Here is a 16,838-nt window from a genome sequence, read left to right on the forward strand (position 1 = left end):
ACACTCAGAATGTTATAAAGGATGTTACAGCCAAAAAAAGTAAAGTTTAGAAGAGTACAAAAAGGCCGGATGAAAGGTAATTCTCAACGTGGGAACCAACTCGCTTTCGGCTCATTTGGAATAAAATCGTTGGAGGAAGCGTGGATCACCGGACGCCAGATTGAGGCGGCAAGGGTTGCAGTTACGCGCCATATGCAACGACAAGGTCAAATTTGGATACGAATTTTCCCCGATAAACCCATTACCAAAAAACCCGCCGAAGTAAGGATGGGTAAAGGTAAAGGGGCTCCGGAAGCATTTGTTGCACCGGTAACGCCAGGGCGGATTATTATTGAAGCCGACGGCGTGCCATTTAAACTGGCTAAGGAGGCATTACGCCTTGCAGCCCAGAAATTACCGGTTACTACAAAGTTTGTGATAAGGCGTGATTTTGTGGAAGAATAAAAAGGTGAATAAATATGAAAACGTCTGAAATTAGAGAATTGACGACCAAAGAAATCGTCGAGAAAATACAGGTGGAAATGGATAATTTAATTCGCCTCCGTTTAAACCATGCAGTATCTCCGTTGGATAATCCCTTGAAAATTAAGGATGCCAAGAGGAATGTTGCACGGCTAAAAACGGTTCTTCGTCAAAGAGAATTAAGTGATAATCAGAATTAATTCAACGATGGAAGAAAATAAAGTAAGAAATCTCAGGAAAGAGCGCGTCGGGGTTGTTGTAAGCAATAAAATGAACAAAACCATTGTGGTAGCTGCCAAACGTAAAGTAAAGCATCCCATTTATGGTAAGTTTGTGAACAAAACAACAAAATTCTATGTCCACGACGAGAAAAATGACTGCAACATTGGCGATGTGGTAAGGATTATGGAAACCCGCCCGCTGAGCAAAAACAAATGTTGGAGATTAGTTGAAATAACTGAAAGAGCGAAGTAATCATGATACAACAAGAAACAAGATGTTCGGTTGCCGACAACAGCGGGGCCAAAGAAGTGTTGTGTATCCGTGTACTTGGAGGTACGCGCAAGCGTTATGCCTCCCTGGGTGATACGGTAGTGGTATCGGTTAAAAGTGCCATACCGGGCAGCGATGTCAAAAAAGGGATTGTTTCCAAAGCTATTGTTGTGCGTACACGTAAAGAAGTGCGTCGTGCCGATGGTTCCTATATCCGGTTCGACGACAATGCCGTAGTATTGCTCAATAACCTTGGTGAAATGCGTGGAACACGTATTTTTGGCCCTGTGGCTCGCGAACTGAGGGATAAGAACATGAAGATTATTTCCCTTGCACCAGAAGTACTGTAAATTGAAAAAAGCTCGAAAATGCAGAAAAAGTTACACATAAAAAAAGGTGACACAGTAATCGTGATTACCGGTAACTACAGGGGCCAGAAGGGCCGTGTACTGGAGGTAATCAGAAAAACTGACAGGGCAATTGTGGAAGGTGTGAACCTGATCAAAAAACATACAAAACCCAATGCGAAAAACCCGCAGGGAGGTATTGTTGAACAGGAAGCGCCCATCCATATCTCGAACCTGATGCTGGTCGATCCTAAAACAGGTGAACGTACCCGTATCGGCCGCAGGTTGGATGATAGTAAAGGTAAATTAATTCGTTATTCCAAAAAATCAGGGGAGGAGATTAAGTAATGGCTTACGTACCGACTCTTAAAAAGAAATATCAGGAAGAAGTTGTACCTACTTTGAAAAAGGAGTTTAACTATTCTTCCGTGATGCAGGTTCCGAAATTGGAAAAAATTGTGCTCAACCAGGGAGTGGGAGCAGCTATTGCCGATAAAAAAATCATTGAAGTAGCCACACAGGAAATGACAATGATTGCCGGACAAAAAGCTGTTCAAACCGTTTCCAAAAAGGACATTTCCAATTTCAAACTGAGAAGGAAAATGCCGATTGGGGTGCGCGTTACCCTGCGTCGGGAGAAAATGTATGAATTCCTAGATCGTCTTATTGCGGCAGCATTGCCACGTATCCGCGACTTTCGCGGAATCGAAAGCAAAATGGATGGACGCGGTAATTACACGTTGGGTGTTCCCGAGCAGATAGTGTTCCCCGAGATTGTGCTTGATAAAGTTAGCAAAATCAATGGAATGAATATTACCTTTGTTACTTCGGCAGAAACGGACGAAGAAGGTTTTGCCCTGCTGAAACATTTAGGTTTACCATTTAAAAACGTAAAAAAGAATTAAGCTATGGCCAAAGAATCAATGAAAGCCCGGGAAATAAAAAGGGCGAAACTGGTTGAAAAATATGCTGAGAAAAGGGCCAGGCTGAAAGCCGAAGGAGACTGGGAAGGTTTGCAAAAATTGCCGAAAAATTCTTCCAGGGTACGTATGCACAATCGTTGCAAACTTACCGGAAGGCCAAAAGGTTATATGCGCCAGTTTGGAATCAGCAGGATTAATTTCCGCGAGATGGCTTCAAACGGTCTTATCCCAGGAGTTAAAAAGGCTAGTTGGTAATTGTTAAAGACTTGAATAATGAGTAAAGTATCAGATCCAATAGCAGATTATCTGACAAGGGTGCGGAATGCGATCCTTGCTAAACACCGGGTGGTCGATATCCCAGCTTCAAACATTAAAAAAGAAATGACCAAAATCCTGATGGATAAAGGGTACATTTTGAATTATAAGTTTGAAGACGATTCAGATTTTCAGGGCAATATAAAAATTGCATTGAAATACCATCCCGAAACAAAAGTATCTGCCATTAAAGGTTTAAAAAGAATCAGTAAACCAGGGTTACGTCAGTATTGTAACGGAGAAAGTATACCGCGCGTACTCAATGGTTTGGGAATTGCTATTATTTCTACCTCGAAAGGAGTGATTACCGACAAGGAAGCCCGTGAGCAGAATGTTGGTGGAGAAGTTTTATGTTACGTCTATTAAAAAAAGAAACAGGTCATGTCAAGAATAGGTAGATTACCCATTGAAATACCATCAGGCGTCGAGGTTGCTATTAGCGAAAGCAATTTAGTTTCCGTTAAAGGCCCGCTTGGTGAGTTAAAACAACAGATAACACCTGAAATTGAGGTTGAAGTAAAAGAAACGCAGATCATCTTTAATCGGCCGGCTGAAACAAAACGACTGAAATCGTTGCATGGTCTTTCACGCTCATTGGTAAACAATATGGTGGAAGGTGTGTCGAAAGGGTTCGAAATTAAGTTGGAACTTGTTGGTGTTGGTTACCGGGCCGAACTGTTGCCTAATAATGTCCTCGACCTGGTTCTGGGATATTCGCACCATACTTACCTGCAACTTCCAACTGAGGTGAAGGTTGAAGCAGTATCAGACAAACGCAGCAATCCTATAATCACACTGAAATGTTCAGACAAACAGTTGATCGGACAGGTAGCTGCAAAAATCAGATCATTTCGTAAACCTGAGCCATATAAAGGCAAGGGTATTAAGTTTGTGGGCGAGGTGCTTAGGCGTAAAGCCGGTAAAGCCGCTGCTAAATAATTTTTGAAAAATCAGGTATTATGGCATTAACAAAATTAGAAAGGCGAAATAGGATAAAGCACCGGGTACGTAAAATTGTAACCGGTACAGCCGAACGTCCGCGTTTGAGCGTATTCCGAAGCAATAAGCAAATATATGCTCAATTAATTGACGACGACAATGCAACCACACTCGTAGCAGCTTCTTCTTCTGAAAAAGAGGTGACAGAGCAGGGTGGTAACAAAAAGGAAAAAGCAGCTTTGGTTGGAAAACTCGTTGCCCAGAAAGCGCTTGCTGCCGGCATTGAAAATGTTGTATTCGACAGAAATGGTTATTTATACCATGGGAGAGTTAAACAATTAGCTGATGCGGCCCGTGAAGGCGGCCTTAAATTCTAGATAAGATTATGGCGACATTAAGTAAAAAAGTTAAAACTAGCGACCTCGATTTAAAAGACAGGTTGGTAGCCATTAACCGCGTTACCAAAGTAACAAAAGGTGGACGTACTTTTAGTTTCTCAGCTATTGTGGTTGTTGGAAACGAAGATGGTATAGTTGGCTGGGGGCTTGGGAAAGCCAGTGAAGTTACCACGGCTATTGCGAAAGGCGTTGAGGCAGCTAAGAAGAATTTAGTGAAGATTCCGGTTATTCACGGAACCATTCCACATGAGCAGGCTGCCAGGTATGGTGGCGCACATGTATTGCTCAAACCTGCATCATCCGGTACCGGAGTTAAAGCAGGGGGAGCTATGCGCGCTGTGCTCGAAAGTGTTGGAATTCATGATATTTTAGCTAAGTCTAAAGGCTCTTCCAACCCGCATAACCTGGTGAAAGCAACTATGGAAGCCCTCCTTGAACTGAGGGACGCACGTGCAGTAGCCGAACAGAGAGGTGTTTCATTAGAAAAAGTTTTTAAAGGATAACTCGGAGTTATGGCTAAGATAAAAATTACACAGGTAAAAAGTAGCATCGGTTCAACCAAAAGGCAGAAGGCAACGCTGGAAGCCCTGGGTTTACGTAAGCTAAACCAGACTGTTGAGCATGAAGCCACCCCACAAGTTATGGGTATGGCCCAAAAAGTGGGACATTTAGTTAGTGTTGAAGAAGTATAACAATATTTCAAAGAAGAAATTATGGATTTAAGTCAATTAAAACCTGCATCGGGCTCTACCAAGAACAGGAAGCGTATCGGACGAGGACAAGGCTCAGGTCACGGCGGTACATCCACACGTGGGCATAAGGGTCAGAAATCGAGATCAGGATATTCCAAAAAAGTTGGTTTCGAGGGTGGACAGATGCCATTGCAAAGGGTAGTACCAAAATCGGGTTTTAAAAATTTTAACCGGGTTGAATACAAAGCAATCAACCTCGATGTATTACAACAACTTGCTGAAAAAAAGAACCTTACTTCTATTGATATAGCTGCCTTGGTTGGCGCCGGGATTGCATCGAAAAACGATAAGATTAAAATCCTTGGCGGTGGGTCATTAGACAAAAAGCTGGATGTAAAGGCACATGCCTTTTCTAAAAGCGCCAAAGAAGCTATCGAAAAACTGGAAGGAACAACTGAAATACTTTAAACTATAATGAAACGATTTATAGAAACCCTAAAGAATATTTACAAGATTGAGGATTTGAGGTTACGAATCGGTACTACCCTGTTTTTTATATTAATATACAGGTTAGGATCGTTTGTTTCTCTCCCGGGTGTGGATCCTGCTCAGTTGGAAAACCTGAAGAATCAAACTTCAGACGGGCTGCTTGGGCTTATCGACATGTTTTCAGGGGGAGCATTCTCTCAGGCTTCTATCTTCGCTTTAGGAATTATGCCGTACATTTCCGCCTCCATTGTAATCCAGTTGCTTGGTATTGCAGTGCCCTATTTCCAGAGGTTGCAGAAAGAGGGAGAGTCGGGAAGAAGGAAAATCAACCAGATTACGCGTTATCTGACCGTAATTATTCTGGTTTTCCAATCGCCGGCATATTTACAAAACCTGCTTTACCAATTGCCTGAGTCGGCTTTTGCATTGAAAGGCGCCATGTTTACCGTGTCGTCGGTCATCATTTTAACGGCTGGGTCAATGTTTGTGATGTGGTTGGGCGAGCGCATTACCGATAAAGGAATCGGTAACGGTATATCGCTCATCATCATGATTGGTATTATAGCACGGTTACCTCAGTCGGTTGTCCAGGAGTTTGCCTCCCGGATTAACCAACAGGGCGGAGGACTTGTAATGTTTCTAGTGGAGTTTGTTATTCTCTTTCTGGTGTTTATGGCATCTATCATGTTGGTTCAGGGAACCCGCAGGATCCCGGTGCAATATGCCAAACGAATTGTGGGTAACAAGCAATATGGTGGTGTACGGCAGTACATTCCACTAAAAGTGAACGCAGCGGGTGTAATGCCCATTATTTTTGCCCAGGCAATTATGATGGTTCCTATTACCATTGTTGGCGTTGCAAACTCTGAAAACCTTAGTGGTGTTGCGGCTGCTTTATCTAACATCACTGGTTTTTGGTATAATTTTGTGCAGTTCACGTTGGTAGTAGCCTTTACTTATTTTTATACGGCTATTACCGTCAATCCTACACAAATGGCAGAAGATATGAAGAAGAACGGTGGTTTTATACCCGGAGTAAAACCCGGGAAAAAGACTGTTGAATTTCTTGATACAATTATGTCGCGGATAACACTTCCCGGTTCAATTTTCCTGGGAATTATTACTATTCTGCCGGCATTTGCCATGCTTATGGGTATCAATCAGTCGTTCGCCTATTTTTACGGTGGAACCTCATTGCTTATCCTTGTCGGGGTTGTACTCGATACGCTGCAACAGATTGAAAGCCACCTGTTGATGCGCCATTATGATGGTCTGACTAAATCGGGCCGTATTAAGGGCCGTGCCGGTGGAGGAATTTAACGTAAACTGTTGTTGTTCTTCTTTTTTAGGAGATGAAGTTGTAATTATGTAATGTGAAAAGCTTCTGTTATCTTTGCAATTTTAATTTAATAAGAAGTACAACAGAATTTTACAACAATAAAAGAGGATAAAATTTTTAAAGAGGTTAATTTTTTATGGCAAAACAGCCTTCGATTGAACAAGACGGAACAATTATAGAAGCATTGTCGAATGCAATGTTTCGTGTTGAACTGGAAAACGGTCACGTTATTACGGCTCATATTTCCGGGAAAATGCGAATGCACTACATTAAAATTTTGCCGGGAGATAAAGTAAAAGTAGAAATGTCTCCTTATGATTTAACCAAAGGCAGGATTACGTTTCGGTACAAAAACTAAAGAACAAAAAAATGAAAACGCGAGTTTCAGTAAAAAAGCGCAGTGCAGAATGTAAAATCGTTCGCCGGAAAGGGCGCTTGTATGTGATTAATAAAAAGAACCCGAAGTTTAAACAACGTCAGGGTTAATTTGAATTTGTGAAAAATTAATTTTATATGGCACGTATTGTAGGTGTTGATATTCCTAATAATAAAAGAGGTGAGATTGCCCTCACCTATATTTACGGCATTGGCCGCAGCAGGGCAAATACCATCCTTAAAGAAGCCGAAGTTGATCCGGAAATCAAAGTGCAAGACTGGACAGATGATCAGTTTGGTGCTATCCGGAAAGTAATCAATGACCAGTTTAAAGTGGAAGGTGAACTTCGGTCGGAAGTGCAGATGAACATTAAGAGGCTTATGGATATTGGTTGTTACCGTGGCATACGCCACCGTATTGGTTTGCCGGTAAGAGGGCAAAGTACCAAGAATAATGCCCGCACCCGCAAAGGAAAGCGTAAGACTGTTGCGAACAAAAAAATGGCCACTAAATAAGGTATTTGAGTTATGGCAAAAAAGACAGGATCAAGTAAAAAGAGAGTGGTGGTGGTGGAAGCCAATGGTATGGCTCACGTGCACTCGTCTTTCAATAACATTATTATTACGCTGACCAACATGAACGGCGAAGTCATTTCATGGTCTTCGGCTGGGAAAAAAGGTTTCCGTGGTTCCAAAAAGAACACACCTTATGCAGCTCAGGTAGCTTCAGAAGAGTGTGCCAAAACTGCGTATGACCTTGGATTAAGGAAAGTGAAAGTGTTTGTAAAAGGGCCGGGTAATGGTCGTGAATCGGCTATCAGGTCGCTTGCCACTGTGGGGCTTCAGGTAACTGAAATTGTTGACGTGACCCCATTGCCACACAATGGTTGCAGGCCACCTAAAAGACGACGTGTTTAATTTTAAAACGAAAAGGTAATGGCGAGATACAGAGGACCAAAATCTAAAATTGCCCGTAAATTCGGTGAACCTATTTTCGGCCCCGATAAAGTTTTTGAACATAAAAATTATCCTCCGGGAATGCACGGGATGTCAGCCCGAAGGAGAAAAGTTTCAGAATACGGGCTTCAGCTTAAAGAAAAGCAAAAGGCTAAATATACTTATGGCGTTCTGGAAAGACAATTCAGAAAGCTGTTTGAAAAAGCGAATTCAGCACCTGGTATTACCGGCGAAATTCTGCTTCAGTTACTCGAGTCGAGGCTCGACAATGTAGTTTATCGTCTGGGAATTGCCAAAACAAGGGATGCTGCCCGTCAGTTTGTTTCGCACAAACACATTGTTGTAAACGGAAAGGTAGTAAACATTCCTTCATTTTTGGTTAAACCCGGAGACATCGTTGGTGTCAGGGAAAAATCAAAAGCTATGGAAGAAATTACCGACTCATTACATTCACGCCGGAGTACTCGCTATGAGTGGCTGGAATGGGACCAGGACCAAATGGCCGGAAAGTTCCTGAACATTCCCGAGCGTGAAGAAATACCTGAAAACATCAAAGAACAACTTATCGTAGAGTTGTATTCAAAATAAATTTTACTTAAGGTTATTATGGCAATATTAGCATTCCAAAAGCCCGACAAGGTGATAATGATAGAGTCCGATGACAAATTCGGTAAATTCGAGTTTCGTCCGTTGGAACCTGGTTACGGTATTACAATTGGTAATGCCTTGCGTCGTATCCTGTTATCATCGCTCGAGGGATATGCGATCTCCACTGTGAAAATAGAAGGAGTCGAACATGAATTTTCTACGATTAAAGGAGTTATTGAAGATGTAACAGACATTATCCTTAATCTTAAGCAGGTTCGGTTTAAAAACGAGGTGGAAGATTTCGAAAGTGAAAAGGTGACGGTAACCATTTCGGGACAGGAAGAATTTACCGCCGGCGACATCAACAAGTTTATGACCGGTTTCAGGGTTCTGAATCCAGACCTTGTTGTTTGCCGTATGGAACCCGATGTAAAGCTTCAAATGGAACTCACCATCGGAAAAGGACGTGGCTATGTTCCTGCTGTGGAAAACAAGCCTGTTGAAACCGAATTTGGGTTAATTCCTATCGATTCAATCTATACCCCTATTAAAAAGGTGAAATATGGGGTTGAGAACTTCAGGGTGGAACAAAAAACCGACTACGAAAAATTGGTTCTGGAAATTACTACCGATGGCTCCATTCTTCCGAAAGACGCTTTGAAAGAAGCTGCCAAAATCCTTATTTATCATTTGATGTTGTTCTCCGATGAGAAAATTACCATTGATTCGGATGAAAAGTTTGCAAATGAAGAATTCGACGAAGAAGTGTTGCACATGCGTCAGCTACTCAAAACCAAACTGGTCGATCTCGACCTTTCGGTAAGGGCGCTGAACTGTCTCAAGGCAGCCGATGTGGATTCACTGGGCGATTTGGTAACATACAACCGGAACGATTTGCTGAAGTTCAGGAATTTTGGTAAAAAATCGCTCACAGAACTGGATGATCTTCTCGATAACATGGGGTTGAGCTTTGGAATGGACATTAGTAAGTATAAACTGGACAAGGAGTAAAGGCAATGAGACACAATAAGAAATTCAATCATTTAGGACGGACCAGTTCGCATCGTAAAGCTATGCTGGCTAATATGGCCAGCTCGCTTATTGAGAGCAAACGCATTAGCACTACTTTGGCTAAGGCGAAGGCGTTGCGTACTTATGTGGAACCGTTAATTACCAAAGCTAAAGACGATACTACGCATTCGCGCAGGGTTGTTTTCAGCCATCTTCAGAATAAAAATGCTGTTTCGGAACTATTCCGTGATGTGGCTGTGAAAGTGGCAGACCGTCCCGGAGGGTACACCCGTATTTTGCGTACCGGTAACCGCCTGGGAGATAATGCCGAAATGTGCATTATTGAATTGGTGGATTACAATGAAGCTATGCTGACTTCAACTGAAGAAGCTGCTAAGCCAAAACGTCGTCGTTCACGTCGGGGTGGTAAAAAAGAGGAGGCACCTGCTGCTGAAGCTGCAAAGCAGGCAAAACCAGTTGCTGAAAAAGAATCAGCTACTGCAGAAGCGGAAGAAGTAAAAGCAGTAGAGGATGTTCAGCCGGTAGAAGAAACCGAAGAAAAGGCAGAAGCCGAAGTAAAATCGGAAGCGTCTGCTGAAGCTGAGGCCGAAGAGAAACCAGCTGATGAGGCTTCTGAAGAAGACAAAAAGAAAGAAGAATAGGAATTTATTCGATATTTCAAAAAAAAACCGATCGGTAACGACCGGTTTTTTTTGTGCCTGTATTTTTTTATACTGCCATTTCCGCATTATATTTTCGTTGGTTTGTTTTTTGATGCATACATATTTTACCTAATTTTGAATAGGAAGGAAAATTATGACAGAACAAGAAATTAAAAACAGATATGCGGAAATTTGTAATAACCTTGCAGCGCGGAGGCTAAAACCGGCATTTGACCTGCTTGGAAAACTCATTTCTGAAAACGGCCTTGGTGTTTACAACGATGAGTATCATAACCTGGAAGAAACCTACCACTTTATGCTAAAATATACGGTTGAGGGTATCCAGGATCCTGAACGGCAAAAGGTTTACCGAAAATTGATTGTTTCGGTTTTTGAGCTGACCGACCTCGTAAACGAAGCGTTGCGTATGAGGTTTTCTCCTTCGGTAGAGTATGAAAAAAAGCGGATTTTTAAAGATACTTTTATCCCTGATTTTTCGAATTATCTGGCCGAACTCGAAAACTTTTACATGCTGGATGAGGCGCCGTCGGATGAAGTAGCTTCTCTGGAGGCAGCCCAAAATCATCAGCAAAAAGTACGCAGGTTATTTTATCACGTATGGTTTCGCGACAAATTGACATCAGAGGAGGAAGAGGCATTGCGCACCTTTTTAATGAGTCCGGTAGTGCTTGTTGCCTACAAGTCATTTATGGTTACTGCCTTAACCCTTAGTCTTCAACGATTCTTCGACAAAAAAAAGTTTACCCTGCTGTTCGATGCATACGATTTGGAAGAGGCTGAAACAGGCCAGCGTGCATTGGTCGGACTACTCATCAATTTTTATAAATATGATGAGCGTATGCCTTTTTATCCTGCGGTTACAGGCAGATTGAAAATATTGAATGAAAATCCGGAATTCAAACGCAATCTCGAACGGATTATCGTACAATTCATTCGTAGCAAGGAGACAGAAAAATTGCAACAGCGGATTCGGGATGAAATTCTTCCGGAAATGATAAAGATAAGCCCGAATTTAAAAGATAAAATTAACCTTGACAGTTTGATGGAAGAAGGTCTTTCCGAAGATCGAAACCCGGATTGGGAAGAGATTTTTAAAGATTCTCCGGAGTTAATGGATAAGATGGAAGAATTTTCGGAACTGCAAATGGAAGGTGCCGATGTATTTATGGGATCTTTTGCCATGCTGAAATCGTTTCCGTTTTATGCTGAAATGGGGAATTGGTTTATGCCGTTTTTTCCTGAAAACCCTGAAATTTCCAGTGCATTGGATGTAACCGATGAAATAAACATTCAACTGATGGAAGCTATTCGCCGGGCTCCAATTCTATGTAATTCCGATAAATATTCTTTCTGTTTCAGCATTCAAAGTCTGCCCAATGAGAACCGCGAGTTTATGACACAGGGTATTAAAGCTGAAATGGATCAGTTGAAGGAACTGGAGCATGACGAAGAGCTGACGCAGCCGGGACGCATGGCAGAATTTATTTCCAATCAGTACATTCAGGATCTGTACCGCTTTTATAAACTGTTTCCGCGAAGGGGGGATTTCGAGGATATTTTTAACTGGCGGTTTGATTTTTATAATAAAATTGCTTTGGGTGACATACTGAAAGAAGATCCGAAGGTTTTGAAAAATATAGCCGAATACTATTTTGCCAAAAATCACTTCCAGGAAGCATCCGAGATTTTTGAACATCTTCTGGAACAAAAGAAAACCGGCGAACTATACCAAAAAACCGCTTTTTGTTATCAAAAAACAGGCGACTTTGAAAAAGCATTGGAGGGCTATCTAAAGGCTGATTTGTACGATATTAATAAGATTTGGAATCTCAAAAAAATAGCCTTGTGCTACCGAAACCTGAAGCAGCCGGCCAAAGCACTGGAATATTACCAGGCTGCCGAAAAAATGGATCCTGAGAGCCTCAATAACCTGCTCAATATCGGACATTGCTTTCTGGAGCTGGATGAGTTTGACGAAGCACTTAAATGTTATTTCAAAGTGGAATACCTGGCTCCCGGAAATAAAAAGGTGTGGCGCCCCATTGCGTGGTGTTCCTTTTTAACGGGTAAAAAAGAGCAGGCTGAAAAATATTTCCTGAAGTTGGTTGGGGATGCACCCAACAAACACGACTTTATGAATATGGGGCACGTACAATGGAGCCTTGGCAGCCGGAAAGAAGCGCTTGATTATTACCAAAAATCTATTTCAAAAGACGGGTTTTCCGAAACGGAATTTTTGGAAGTTTTTGAAGAAGATTTATTTCATCTTCTTGACCAGGGAGTAGATAAAGATGATGTTCCGATTATGCTTGACCAGTTGAGGTATTTTTTGGAGGAGTAATTTGAGGGATCGGATAAAATAAGCCAGTAATAATTGTGAAAATGTATTTGGACAAGTAAAAAGAACAACTACTTTTTTTGTGTTTTTTCCTTTATCTGGCTTAACACAGTTCTTTCGTTGTAGCCATTGCAATGCCCTTGCATTGGTTCAAAAATAATGGTGACATCCGATTCCGGATTTTTCATTTTTTGCAACATTTCATCAAATGCACGCAAGGCGGGGTTCAGGTAAAAGTTATCCATGTCGCCCATCCATATCCAGATTTTACCCTGAATTTTAGGGCCGATTGTTTCCCAGTTGTTTTCTACATATTGCTTCAAGTCGTATTTCCGCCAATGTTCAGCTACCTCGTTGTCTATTTCCCCGGTTTGTGGATGAAACAACGGTTTGGGAAGACCTCCTTTCCCTTTTGGACTGAACAGGGCTGTAAATGCACTGAATTGTCCGCCTGAAGTATTGTAAGCATTGTTCCATCCCAATACATTTTCAAAATGGATAAAATCTTTTTGTGAAACAGTTGGCTCTCCAGACGTCTTCCGGACAATAGGACGCAGGTAACCATATTCATTTACATAGGCGTTTTCATCGTTGTAAATATTTATCAACTGAAAGTTTTCAAAGTCCACCGGGTCGGGACTGTAAGAAAAGCATCCTCCAAAAAAATCGGGATAAAACAGTTGCAGCGCCAGTGAAACCCATCCGCCGGTGCTGCAGCCGTCCAGAAAACGTGATTCCGGGGTTCCCATTCCCCTGAAACGGTTCTCAATATAGGGAATCAGTTCCTCAATCAGGGCTGTTCCATAAGGACCGCTGTTGTCTGAATCAAGTTGGTAACAATCTCCAAAAGGCCCGTTGCCATCCAGGAAAACATTGATAATTTGAAGCGCGTCATCTGATTCCCACCAATCCATAAAGTTTTTATCCCACTTTACAAACTGATTGGCCCGGGTATAGCGTCCTCCGTAACCCGCAATATTGTACCGTACCGGAAATTTCCTGTCCGGCTCTTCGAAAAAACGGGAAGGGAGTAAAACAGCAGCTTTCATACGCACCTCTTTTTTCCACCATTTGGAAAGCACCCGGCTCTTAAAATCCACTTCGTGCAAAAGAGGATGTTCTTCCAGTTTTTCTGATTCAGTCCTAAATTTCAGCGGAAGATCCAACTGGTAGTTTTCAGAAAGATTTATCCGTACCGACTCACTGTATAAATTTCCCGGATCGTCGATGCCGGCTCCGTGTAGATTTTGATCCCATAAAACCTGTACTGTATATCTTCCTTCCGGTAACTGCCCGAGAGAAACTTCTACCGATTTTGTGAGTTCGGACGACGCATCGAAGGTGAAAATTTTATCGGCCTCCCATTTTTTTATCGTAGCCGCAAAAATTTTATTTCCTTTTGAGGGCCAGGTATTTTTTCGGGGTTGATCCATGGAACTTTCGCTCACAAAAAGAAAAATACGCCCGGTGGAATGAAAGTCTTCTTTTACTTCTTCCGAAATCCATGTTTTTACAGAAAGTGAATGAGTTTGAGCTCCAACCAGGGAAAGAGTGGCGGATAGTATGGCGAGGAAAATAAACAGCAGTCTCTTCATATTTTCTTTTTCTGATAGATTTTAAAAGTAATAATAATCTGCATTTCTTTTGTCAAATGTATGAAAAGTCTGTTAATCCTGACAGTAAACTGAATTTCCTCAAAAATGGAACAGGGAATAGTTTTATCTTTGCCGTAAAGAAAATTTAAATCAACAGAAATGACAGATTTTAAATACCAAAAGCCCTTTCCTATTTTGAAAGATGATACTCCTTACCGGTTACTTACCAAAGATTATGTTTCCGTTACAGAATGTGACGGACGTACAATTTTGAAGGTAGCTCCTGAAGGACTTGAGTTGCTTGCCCGCGAGGCATTTACAGATGTTTCTTTTTATTTGCGTGCAACCCATTTGAAAAAACTGGCCGATATTCTGCAAGATCCGGAAGCTACCGATAATGACCGGTTTGTGGCTCACACGATGTTGTTGAACCAGGTAGTTTCTGCCGAAGGTGAATTGCCTACCTGTCAGGATACCGGGACTGCCATTGTAGTAGGGAAAAAAGGGGAAAATGTATTTACCGGCGTGAATGATGCCAAACACTTGTCGCAGGGAATTTATAATACGTACGACGAGAAAAATCTGAGGTACTCACAGGTGGTCCCGTTTTCCATGTTTACGGAAAAAAATACCGGAACCAACCTGCCGGCTCAGATCGATATTTATGCGGAGGAAGGGAACAGCTATGAGTTTCTATTCATTACCAAAGGCGGTGGATCCGGTAATAAAACTTTTTTGTACCAGCAAACCAAATCGTTGTTGACAGAGGAAAACCTGACTAAATTTGTTCAGGAAAAGATTTATGATTTAGGTACTTCTGCCTGTCCGCCTTATCACCTGGCGCTGGTTATTGGCGGTACTTCTGCGGAAGCTACTCTGGCAGCAGTGAAAAAAGCCTCAGCTGGTTATTACGATAATTTGCCTACTGAAGGCAATGAAGGAGGACAGGCATTCCGTGATTTGGAATGGGAAAAGAAAGTAGAGGAAATTTGCCGGAAGAGTGGTATTGGCGCTCAGTTTGGCGGGAAATATTTTGTACATGATGTGCGCGTAATTCGTTTGCCCCGGCATGCCGCTTCGTGCCCTGTTGGTTTGGGGGTGAGTTGCAGCGCCGACCGAAATATTAAAGCTAAAATTACTTCTGACGGGATTTTCCTTGAAGAGCTGGAGAAAAATCCGGCCCGATTCCTTCCCAAAGAAGCGCCGCACCTGCAGCCAGCAGTAGATATTGATCTTGACCAGCCGATGGAAGATATTTTGAAGGAACTTTCAAAATATCCGGTGAAAACCCGTCTGAACCTGAAGGGAACCTTGATCGTTGCACGTGATATTGCCCATGCACAAATCAAAAAAATGATCGATGATGGTAAACCGATGCCTGACTATTTTAAAAATCACCCCGTGTATTACGCCGGACCTGCTAAAACACCAAAAGGAATGCCTAGCGGGAGTTTTGGCCCTACCACTGCCGGAAGGATGGATCCTTATGTGGATGAATTTATGCAACACGGTGGTTCGATGGTGATGCTGGCAAAAGGGAATCGTTCGCAGCAGGTAACCGATGCCTGTGAAAAACATGGTGGTTTTTATCTTGGCTCAATTGGCGGACCGGCGGCTATTCTGGCCCGCAACAGTATTAAATCGGTGGAAGTAATCGATTTTCCAGAGCTGGGAATGGAAGCAGTGAGAAAGATTAAAGTAGAGAATTTCCCTGCATTTATTATTGTCGATAACAAAGGCAATGATTTTTTTAAGCAGTTATAAAAGGAGCCGGGTGCCGGAGTCTCTTAAAACGTGATACGTTGGATCCACACCTCCATTTGAGCAAATTCTATTCTTTTCCAGGCTCCGCATAGGCAATGGAGCTTTGGGGCATAAAACTTTCAAGGATTTTAAATCCTTGAAAGTTTTTATTTTATACTTCTGAGCATCATAACCGCACAGGTAATAGTTACGAGGTTAATGGCCGGAATAATAAATACTGCCGGAATAATATTGACCCCGTTAATTCCCATTGCAATTATTTTAGCTGAAAGAGAAGTCATCAGAATGGACAGGAAAATCACATAGGGAACACCAGTAAGGTATCCCATCGGATTTTTTCTTTTCAGTAACAATCCGGAAATAAATGAGATGGGAAGCAGTAATCCCAAATCGAAACCTTGCACAATCAGCGTAGTATAATGTTGCAAGTCATTCGGATAAATAGTTCCGTCGAGTAGGGGAGGAACGACCCTTCCCAGCCACATCAGGGCAATAGCAACAGCGTTGAAAATCAAAAAGCCTCCTGTAAAATTTGCCGGAGTTTTGGTTGAAAAATATTCGGATACCGTTTCCGGTTTAAAAGATGTCAGCAGATTGAATAAGGAGAAAAAACTCAGTGCCAGGAGAGTGACATACACCAGGAATAGTTCGTTATACATCGCCATAGCACTGTAGAAAAGGTAGGTTACGAAAAAATAACCTGTTGCACCGGCCAGTAAGAAACGGCTTTTTACTGAACCTTTTCTGAAACCCCAAAGGGCAATCAGTAAAAGCGGGATGCCAATACACAAGGTAATTATATCCTGTGCAATTCCCTGAATGGCCAAATCTGCTGACATGTGTTTATAAATTCCTTTTCCGTAGATGGTTACGGTTTTTTGCCGGATGGTTTCATAGGTATAGTTCCCTACGCCACCTGAGGAAAAAATTCCTGTAACAGTAGCAACTCCGGATAAAAGAACGATGGTTGTAATGAGGATGGTTACGGTTTGTTTTTGTTTCATATTTCTGGTATAATTATTTTTTTGTTGTTGATTCACAAATTTTTATCCACTCCGCCGGTGCGTTCGCTTCTATTTTTTTTTGTGAAGTTTTTACAGTTTGGTCAAAATGAATGAAAATGGATTTTTC

General features: G+C 42.0%; 25 protein-coding genes. 23 read left to right on the forward strand and 2 right to left on the reverse strand.

Annotated elements, in window-relative coordinates; translation table 11 throughout:
• Positions 1–21: 21 nt before the first annotated feature.
• From rplP to D1164_RS11275, 22 genes are all read left to right on the forward strand, one after another.
• Positions 22–444, forward strand: a complete 423-nt coding sequence (gene rplP / locus D1164_RS11170) for a 50S ribosomal protein L16 (protein ID WP_119350063.1) — start codon at positions 22–24, stop codon at positions 442–444.
• 14 nt (positions 445–458) lie between these two features.
• Positions 459–662, forward strand: a complete 204-nt coding sequence (gene rpmC / locus D1164_RS11175) for a 50S ribosomal protein L29 (protein ID WP_119350064.1) — start codon at positions 459–461, stop codon at positions 660–662.
• A 7-nt stretch (positions 663–669) separates the two neighbouring features.
• Positions 670–936: a 30S ribosomal protein S17 gene (rpsQ, locus tag D1164_RS11180; protein ID WP_119350065.1), complete on the forward strand. Its 267-nt coding sequence runs from the start codon at positions 670–672 to the stop codon at positions 934–936.
• Between the two features lie 2 nt (positions 937–938).
• Complete coding sequence (gene rplN / locus D1164_RS11185; protein WP_119350066.1) at positions 939–1,304, forward strand: 50S ribosomal protein L14; 366 nt, start codon at positions 939–941, stop codon at positions 1,302–1,304.
• Positions 1,305–1,322: 18 nt separating this feature from the next.
• A complete protein-coding gene (rplX, locus tag D1164_RS11190) occupies positions 1,323–1,649 on the forward strand; it encodes a 50S ribosomal protein L24 (RefSeq protein WP_119350067.1) in 327 nt (108 codons plus the stop codon).
• Positions 1,649–2,206, forward strand: coding sequence for a 50S ribosomal protein L5 (gene rplE / locus D1164_RS11195; RefSeq protein WP_119350068.1), 558 nt, complete (start codon positions 1,649–1,651; stop codon positions 2,204–2,206). Before rplX ends, rplE begins: the two co-directional genes overlap by 1 nt.
• A gap of 3 nt (positions 2,207–2,209) precedes the next feature.
• Positions 2,210–2,479 carry a 30S ribosomal protein S14 gene (rpsN, locus tag D1164_RS11200; protein WP_119350069.1) on the forward strand — a complete coding sequence of 90 codons (270 nt, stop codon included), beginning with the start codon at positions 2,210–2,212 and terminating at the stop codon, positions 2,477–2,479.
• 18 nt (positions 2,480–2,497) lie between these two features.
• A complete protein-coding gene (gene rpsH, locus D1164_RS11205) occupies positions 2,498–2,905 on the forward strand; it encodes a 30S ribosomal protein S8 (protein ID WP_119350070.1) in 408 nt (135 codons plus the stop codon).
• 15 nt (positions 2,906–2,920) lie between these two features.
• Complete coding sequence (rplF, locus tag D1164_RS11210; RefSeq protein WP_119350071.1) at positions 2,921–3,478, forward strand: 50S ribosomal protein L6; 558 nt, start codon at positions 2,921–2,923, stop codon at positions 3,476–3,478.
• Between the two features lie 20 nt (positions 3,479–3,498).
• Positions 3,499–3,855 (forward strand): 50S ribosomal protein L18, encoded by a 357-nt coding sequence (gene rplR / locus D1164_RS11215; RefSeq protein WP_119350072.1) that lies wholly within the window; start codon positions 3,499–3,501, stop codon positions 3,853–3,855.
• A gap of 8 nt (positions 3,856–3,863) precedes the next feature.
• The gene (rpsE, locus tag D1164_RS11220; protein WP_119350073.1) at positions 3,864–4,379 is read left to right on the forward strand and encodes a 30S ribosomal protein S5; all 516 of its coding nucleotides are present in this window, start codon (positions 3,864–3,866) and stop codon (positions 4,377–4,379) included.
• A 9-nt stretch (positions 4,380–4,388) separates the two neighbouring features.
• Complete coding sequence (gene rpmD, locus D1164_RS11225) at positions 4,389–4,568, forward strand: 50S ribosomal protein L30 (protein WP_119350074.1); 180 nt, start codon at positions 4,389–4,391, stop codon at positions 4,566–4,568.
• Between the two features lie 21 nt (positions 4,569–4,589).
• Positions 4,590–5,036, forward strand: a complete 447-nt coding sequence (gene rplO / locus D1164_RS11230; RefSeq protein WP_119350075.1) for a 50S ribosomal protein L15 — start codon at positions 4,590–4,592, stop codon at positions 5,034–5,036.
• Between the two features lie 6 nt (positions 5,037–5,042).
• Positions 5,043–6,377, forward strand: a complete 1,335-nt coding sequence (secY, locus tag D1164_RS11235; RefSeq protein ID WP_119350076.1) for a preprotein translocase subunit SecY — start codon at positions 5,043–5,045, stop codon at positions 6,375–6,377.
• 155 nt (positions 6,378–6,532) lie between these two features.
• A complete protein-coding gene (infA, locus tag D1164_RS11240; protein WP_053187509.1) occupies positions 6,533–6,754 on the forward strand; it encodes a translation initiation factor IF-1 in 222 nt (73 codons plus the stop codon).
• 11 nt (positions 6,755–6,765) lie between these two features.
• Positions 6,766–6,882 (forward strand): 50S ribosomal protein L36, encoded by a 117-nt coding sequence (gene rpmJ / locus D1164_RS11245; RefSeq protein WP_072998287.1) that lies wholly within the window; start codon positions 6,766–6,768, stop codon positions 6,880–6,882.
• A 27-nt stretch (positions 6,883–6,909) separates the two neighbouring features.
• Complete coding sequence (rpsM, locus tag D1164_RS11250) at positions 6,910–7,287, forward strand: 30S ribosomal protein S13 (RefSeq protein ID WP_119350077.1); 378 nt, start codon at positions 6,910–6,912, stop codon at positions 7,285–7,287.
• A 12-nt stretch (positions 7,288–7,299) separates the two neighbouring features.
• Positions 7,300–7,689, forward strand: coding sequence for a 30S ribosomal protein S11 (gene rpsK, locus D1164_RS11255; RefSeq protein ID WP_119350078.1), 390 nt, complete (start codon positions 7,300–7,302; stop codon positions 7,687–7,689).
• Between the two features lie 18 nt (positions 7,690–7,707).
• A complete protein-coding gene (gene rpsD / locus D1164_RS11260; protein ID WP_119350079.1) occupies positions 7,708–8,316 on the forward strand; it encodes a 30S ribosomal protein S4 in 609 nt (202 codons plus the stop codon).
• 18 nt (positions 8,317–8,334) lie between these two features.
• Positions 8,335–9,327 (forward strand): DNA-directed RNA polymerase subunit alpha, encoded by a 993-nt coding sequence (locus D1164_RS11265; RefSeq protein WP_119350080.1) that lies wholly within the window; start codon positions 8,335–8,337, stop codon positions 9,325–9,327.
• Positions 9,328–9,332: 5 nt separating this feature from the next.
• On the forward strand, positions 9,333–9,989 hold the full coding sequence (rplQ, locus tag D1164_RS24280) for a 50S ribosomal protein L17 (RefSeq protein ID WP_119350081.1): 657 nt from the start codon (positions 9,333–9,335) through the stop codon (positions 9,987–9,989).
• Positions 9,990–10,143: 154 nt separating this feature from the next.
• On the forward strand, positions 10,144–12,351 hold the full coding sequence (locus D1164_RS11275) for a tetratricopeptide repeat protein (RefSeq protein ID WP_119350082.1): 2,208 nt from the start codon (positions 10,144–10,146) through the stop codon (positions 12,349–12,351).
• A 68-nt stretch (positions 12,352–12,419) separates the two neighbouring features.
• Here the strand turns inward: D1164_RS11275 and D1164_RS11280 are convergent, their stop codons facing one another.
• Positions 12,420–13,943: an alpha/beta hydrolase-fold protein gene (locus D1164_RS11280; RefSeq protein WP_119350083.1), complete on the reverse strand. Its 1,524-nt coding sequence runs from the start codon at positions 13,941–13,943 to the stop codon at positions 12,420–12,422.
• Between the two features lie 159 nt (positions 13,944–14,102).
• Here D1164_RS11280 and D1164_RS11285 point away from each other — a divergent pair, with 159 nt between their 5' ends.
• Complete coding sequence (locus D1164_RS11285; RefSeq protein ID WP_119350084.1) at positions 14,103–15,707, forward strand: fumarate hydratase; 1,605 nt, start codon at positions 14,103–14,105, stop codon at positions 15,705–15,707.
• A gap of 146 nt (positions 15,708–15,853) precedes the next feature.
• On the opposite strand, the gene D1164_RS11290 is transcribed toward D1164_RS11285, so the two are convergent.
• The gene (locus D1164_RS11290; protein ID WP_119350085.1) at positions 15,854–16,711 is read right to left on the reverse strand and encodes a hypothetical protein; all 858 of its coding nucleotides are present in this window, start codon (positions 16,709–16,711) and stop codon (positions 15,854–15,856) included.
• Between the last annotated feature and the right edge of the window lie 127 nt (positions 16,712–16,838).

The organism is Mariniphaga sediminis, assembly GCF_003573545.1.
In the GTDB taxonomy this organism is placed as follows: domain Bacteria; phylum Bacteroidota; class Bacteroidia; order Bacteroidales; family Prolixibacteraceae; genus Mariniphaga; species Mariniphaga sediminis.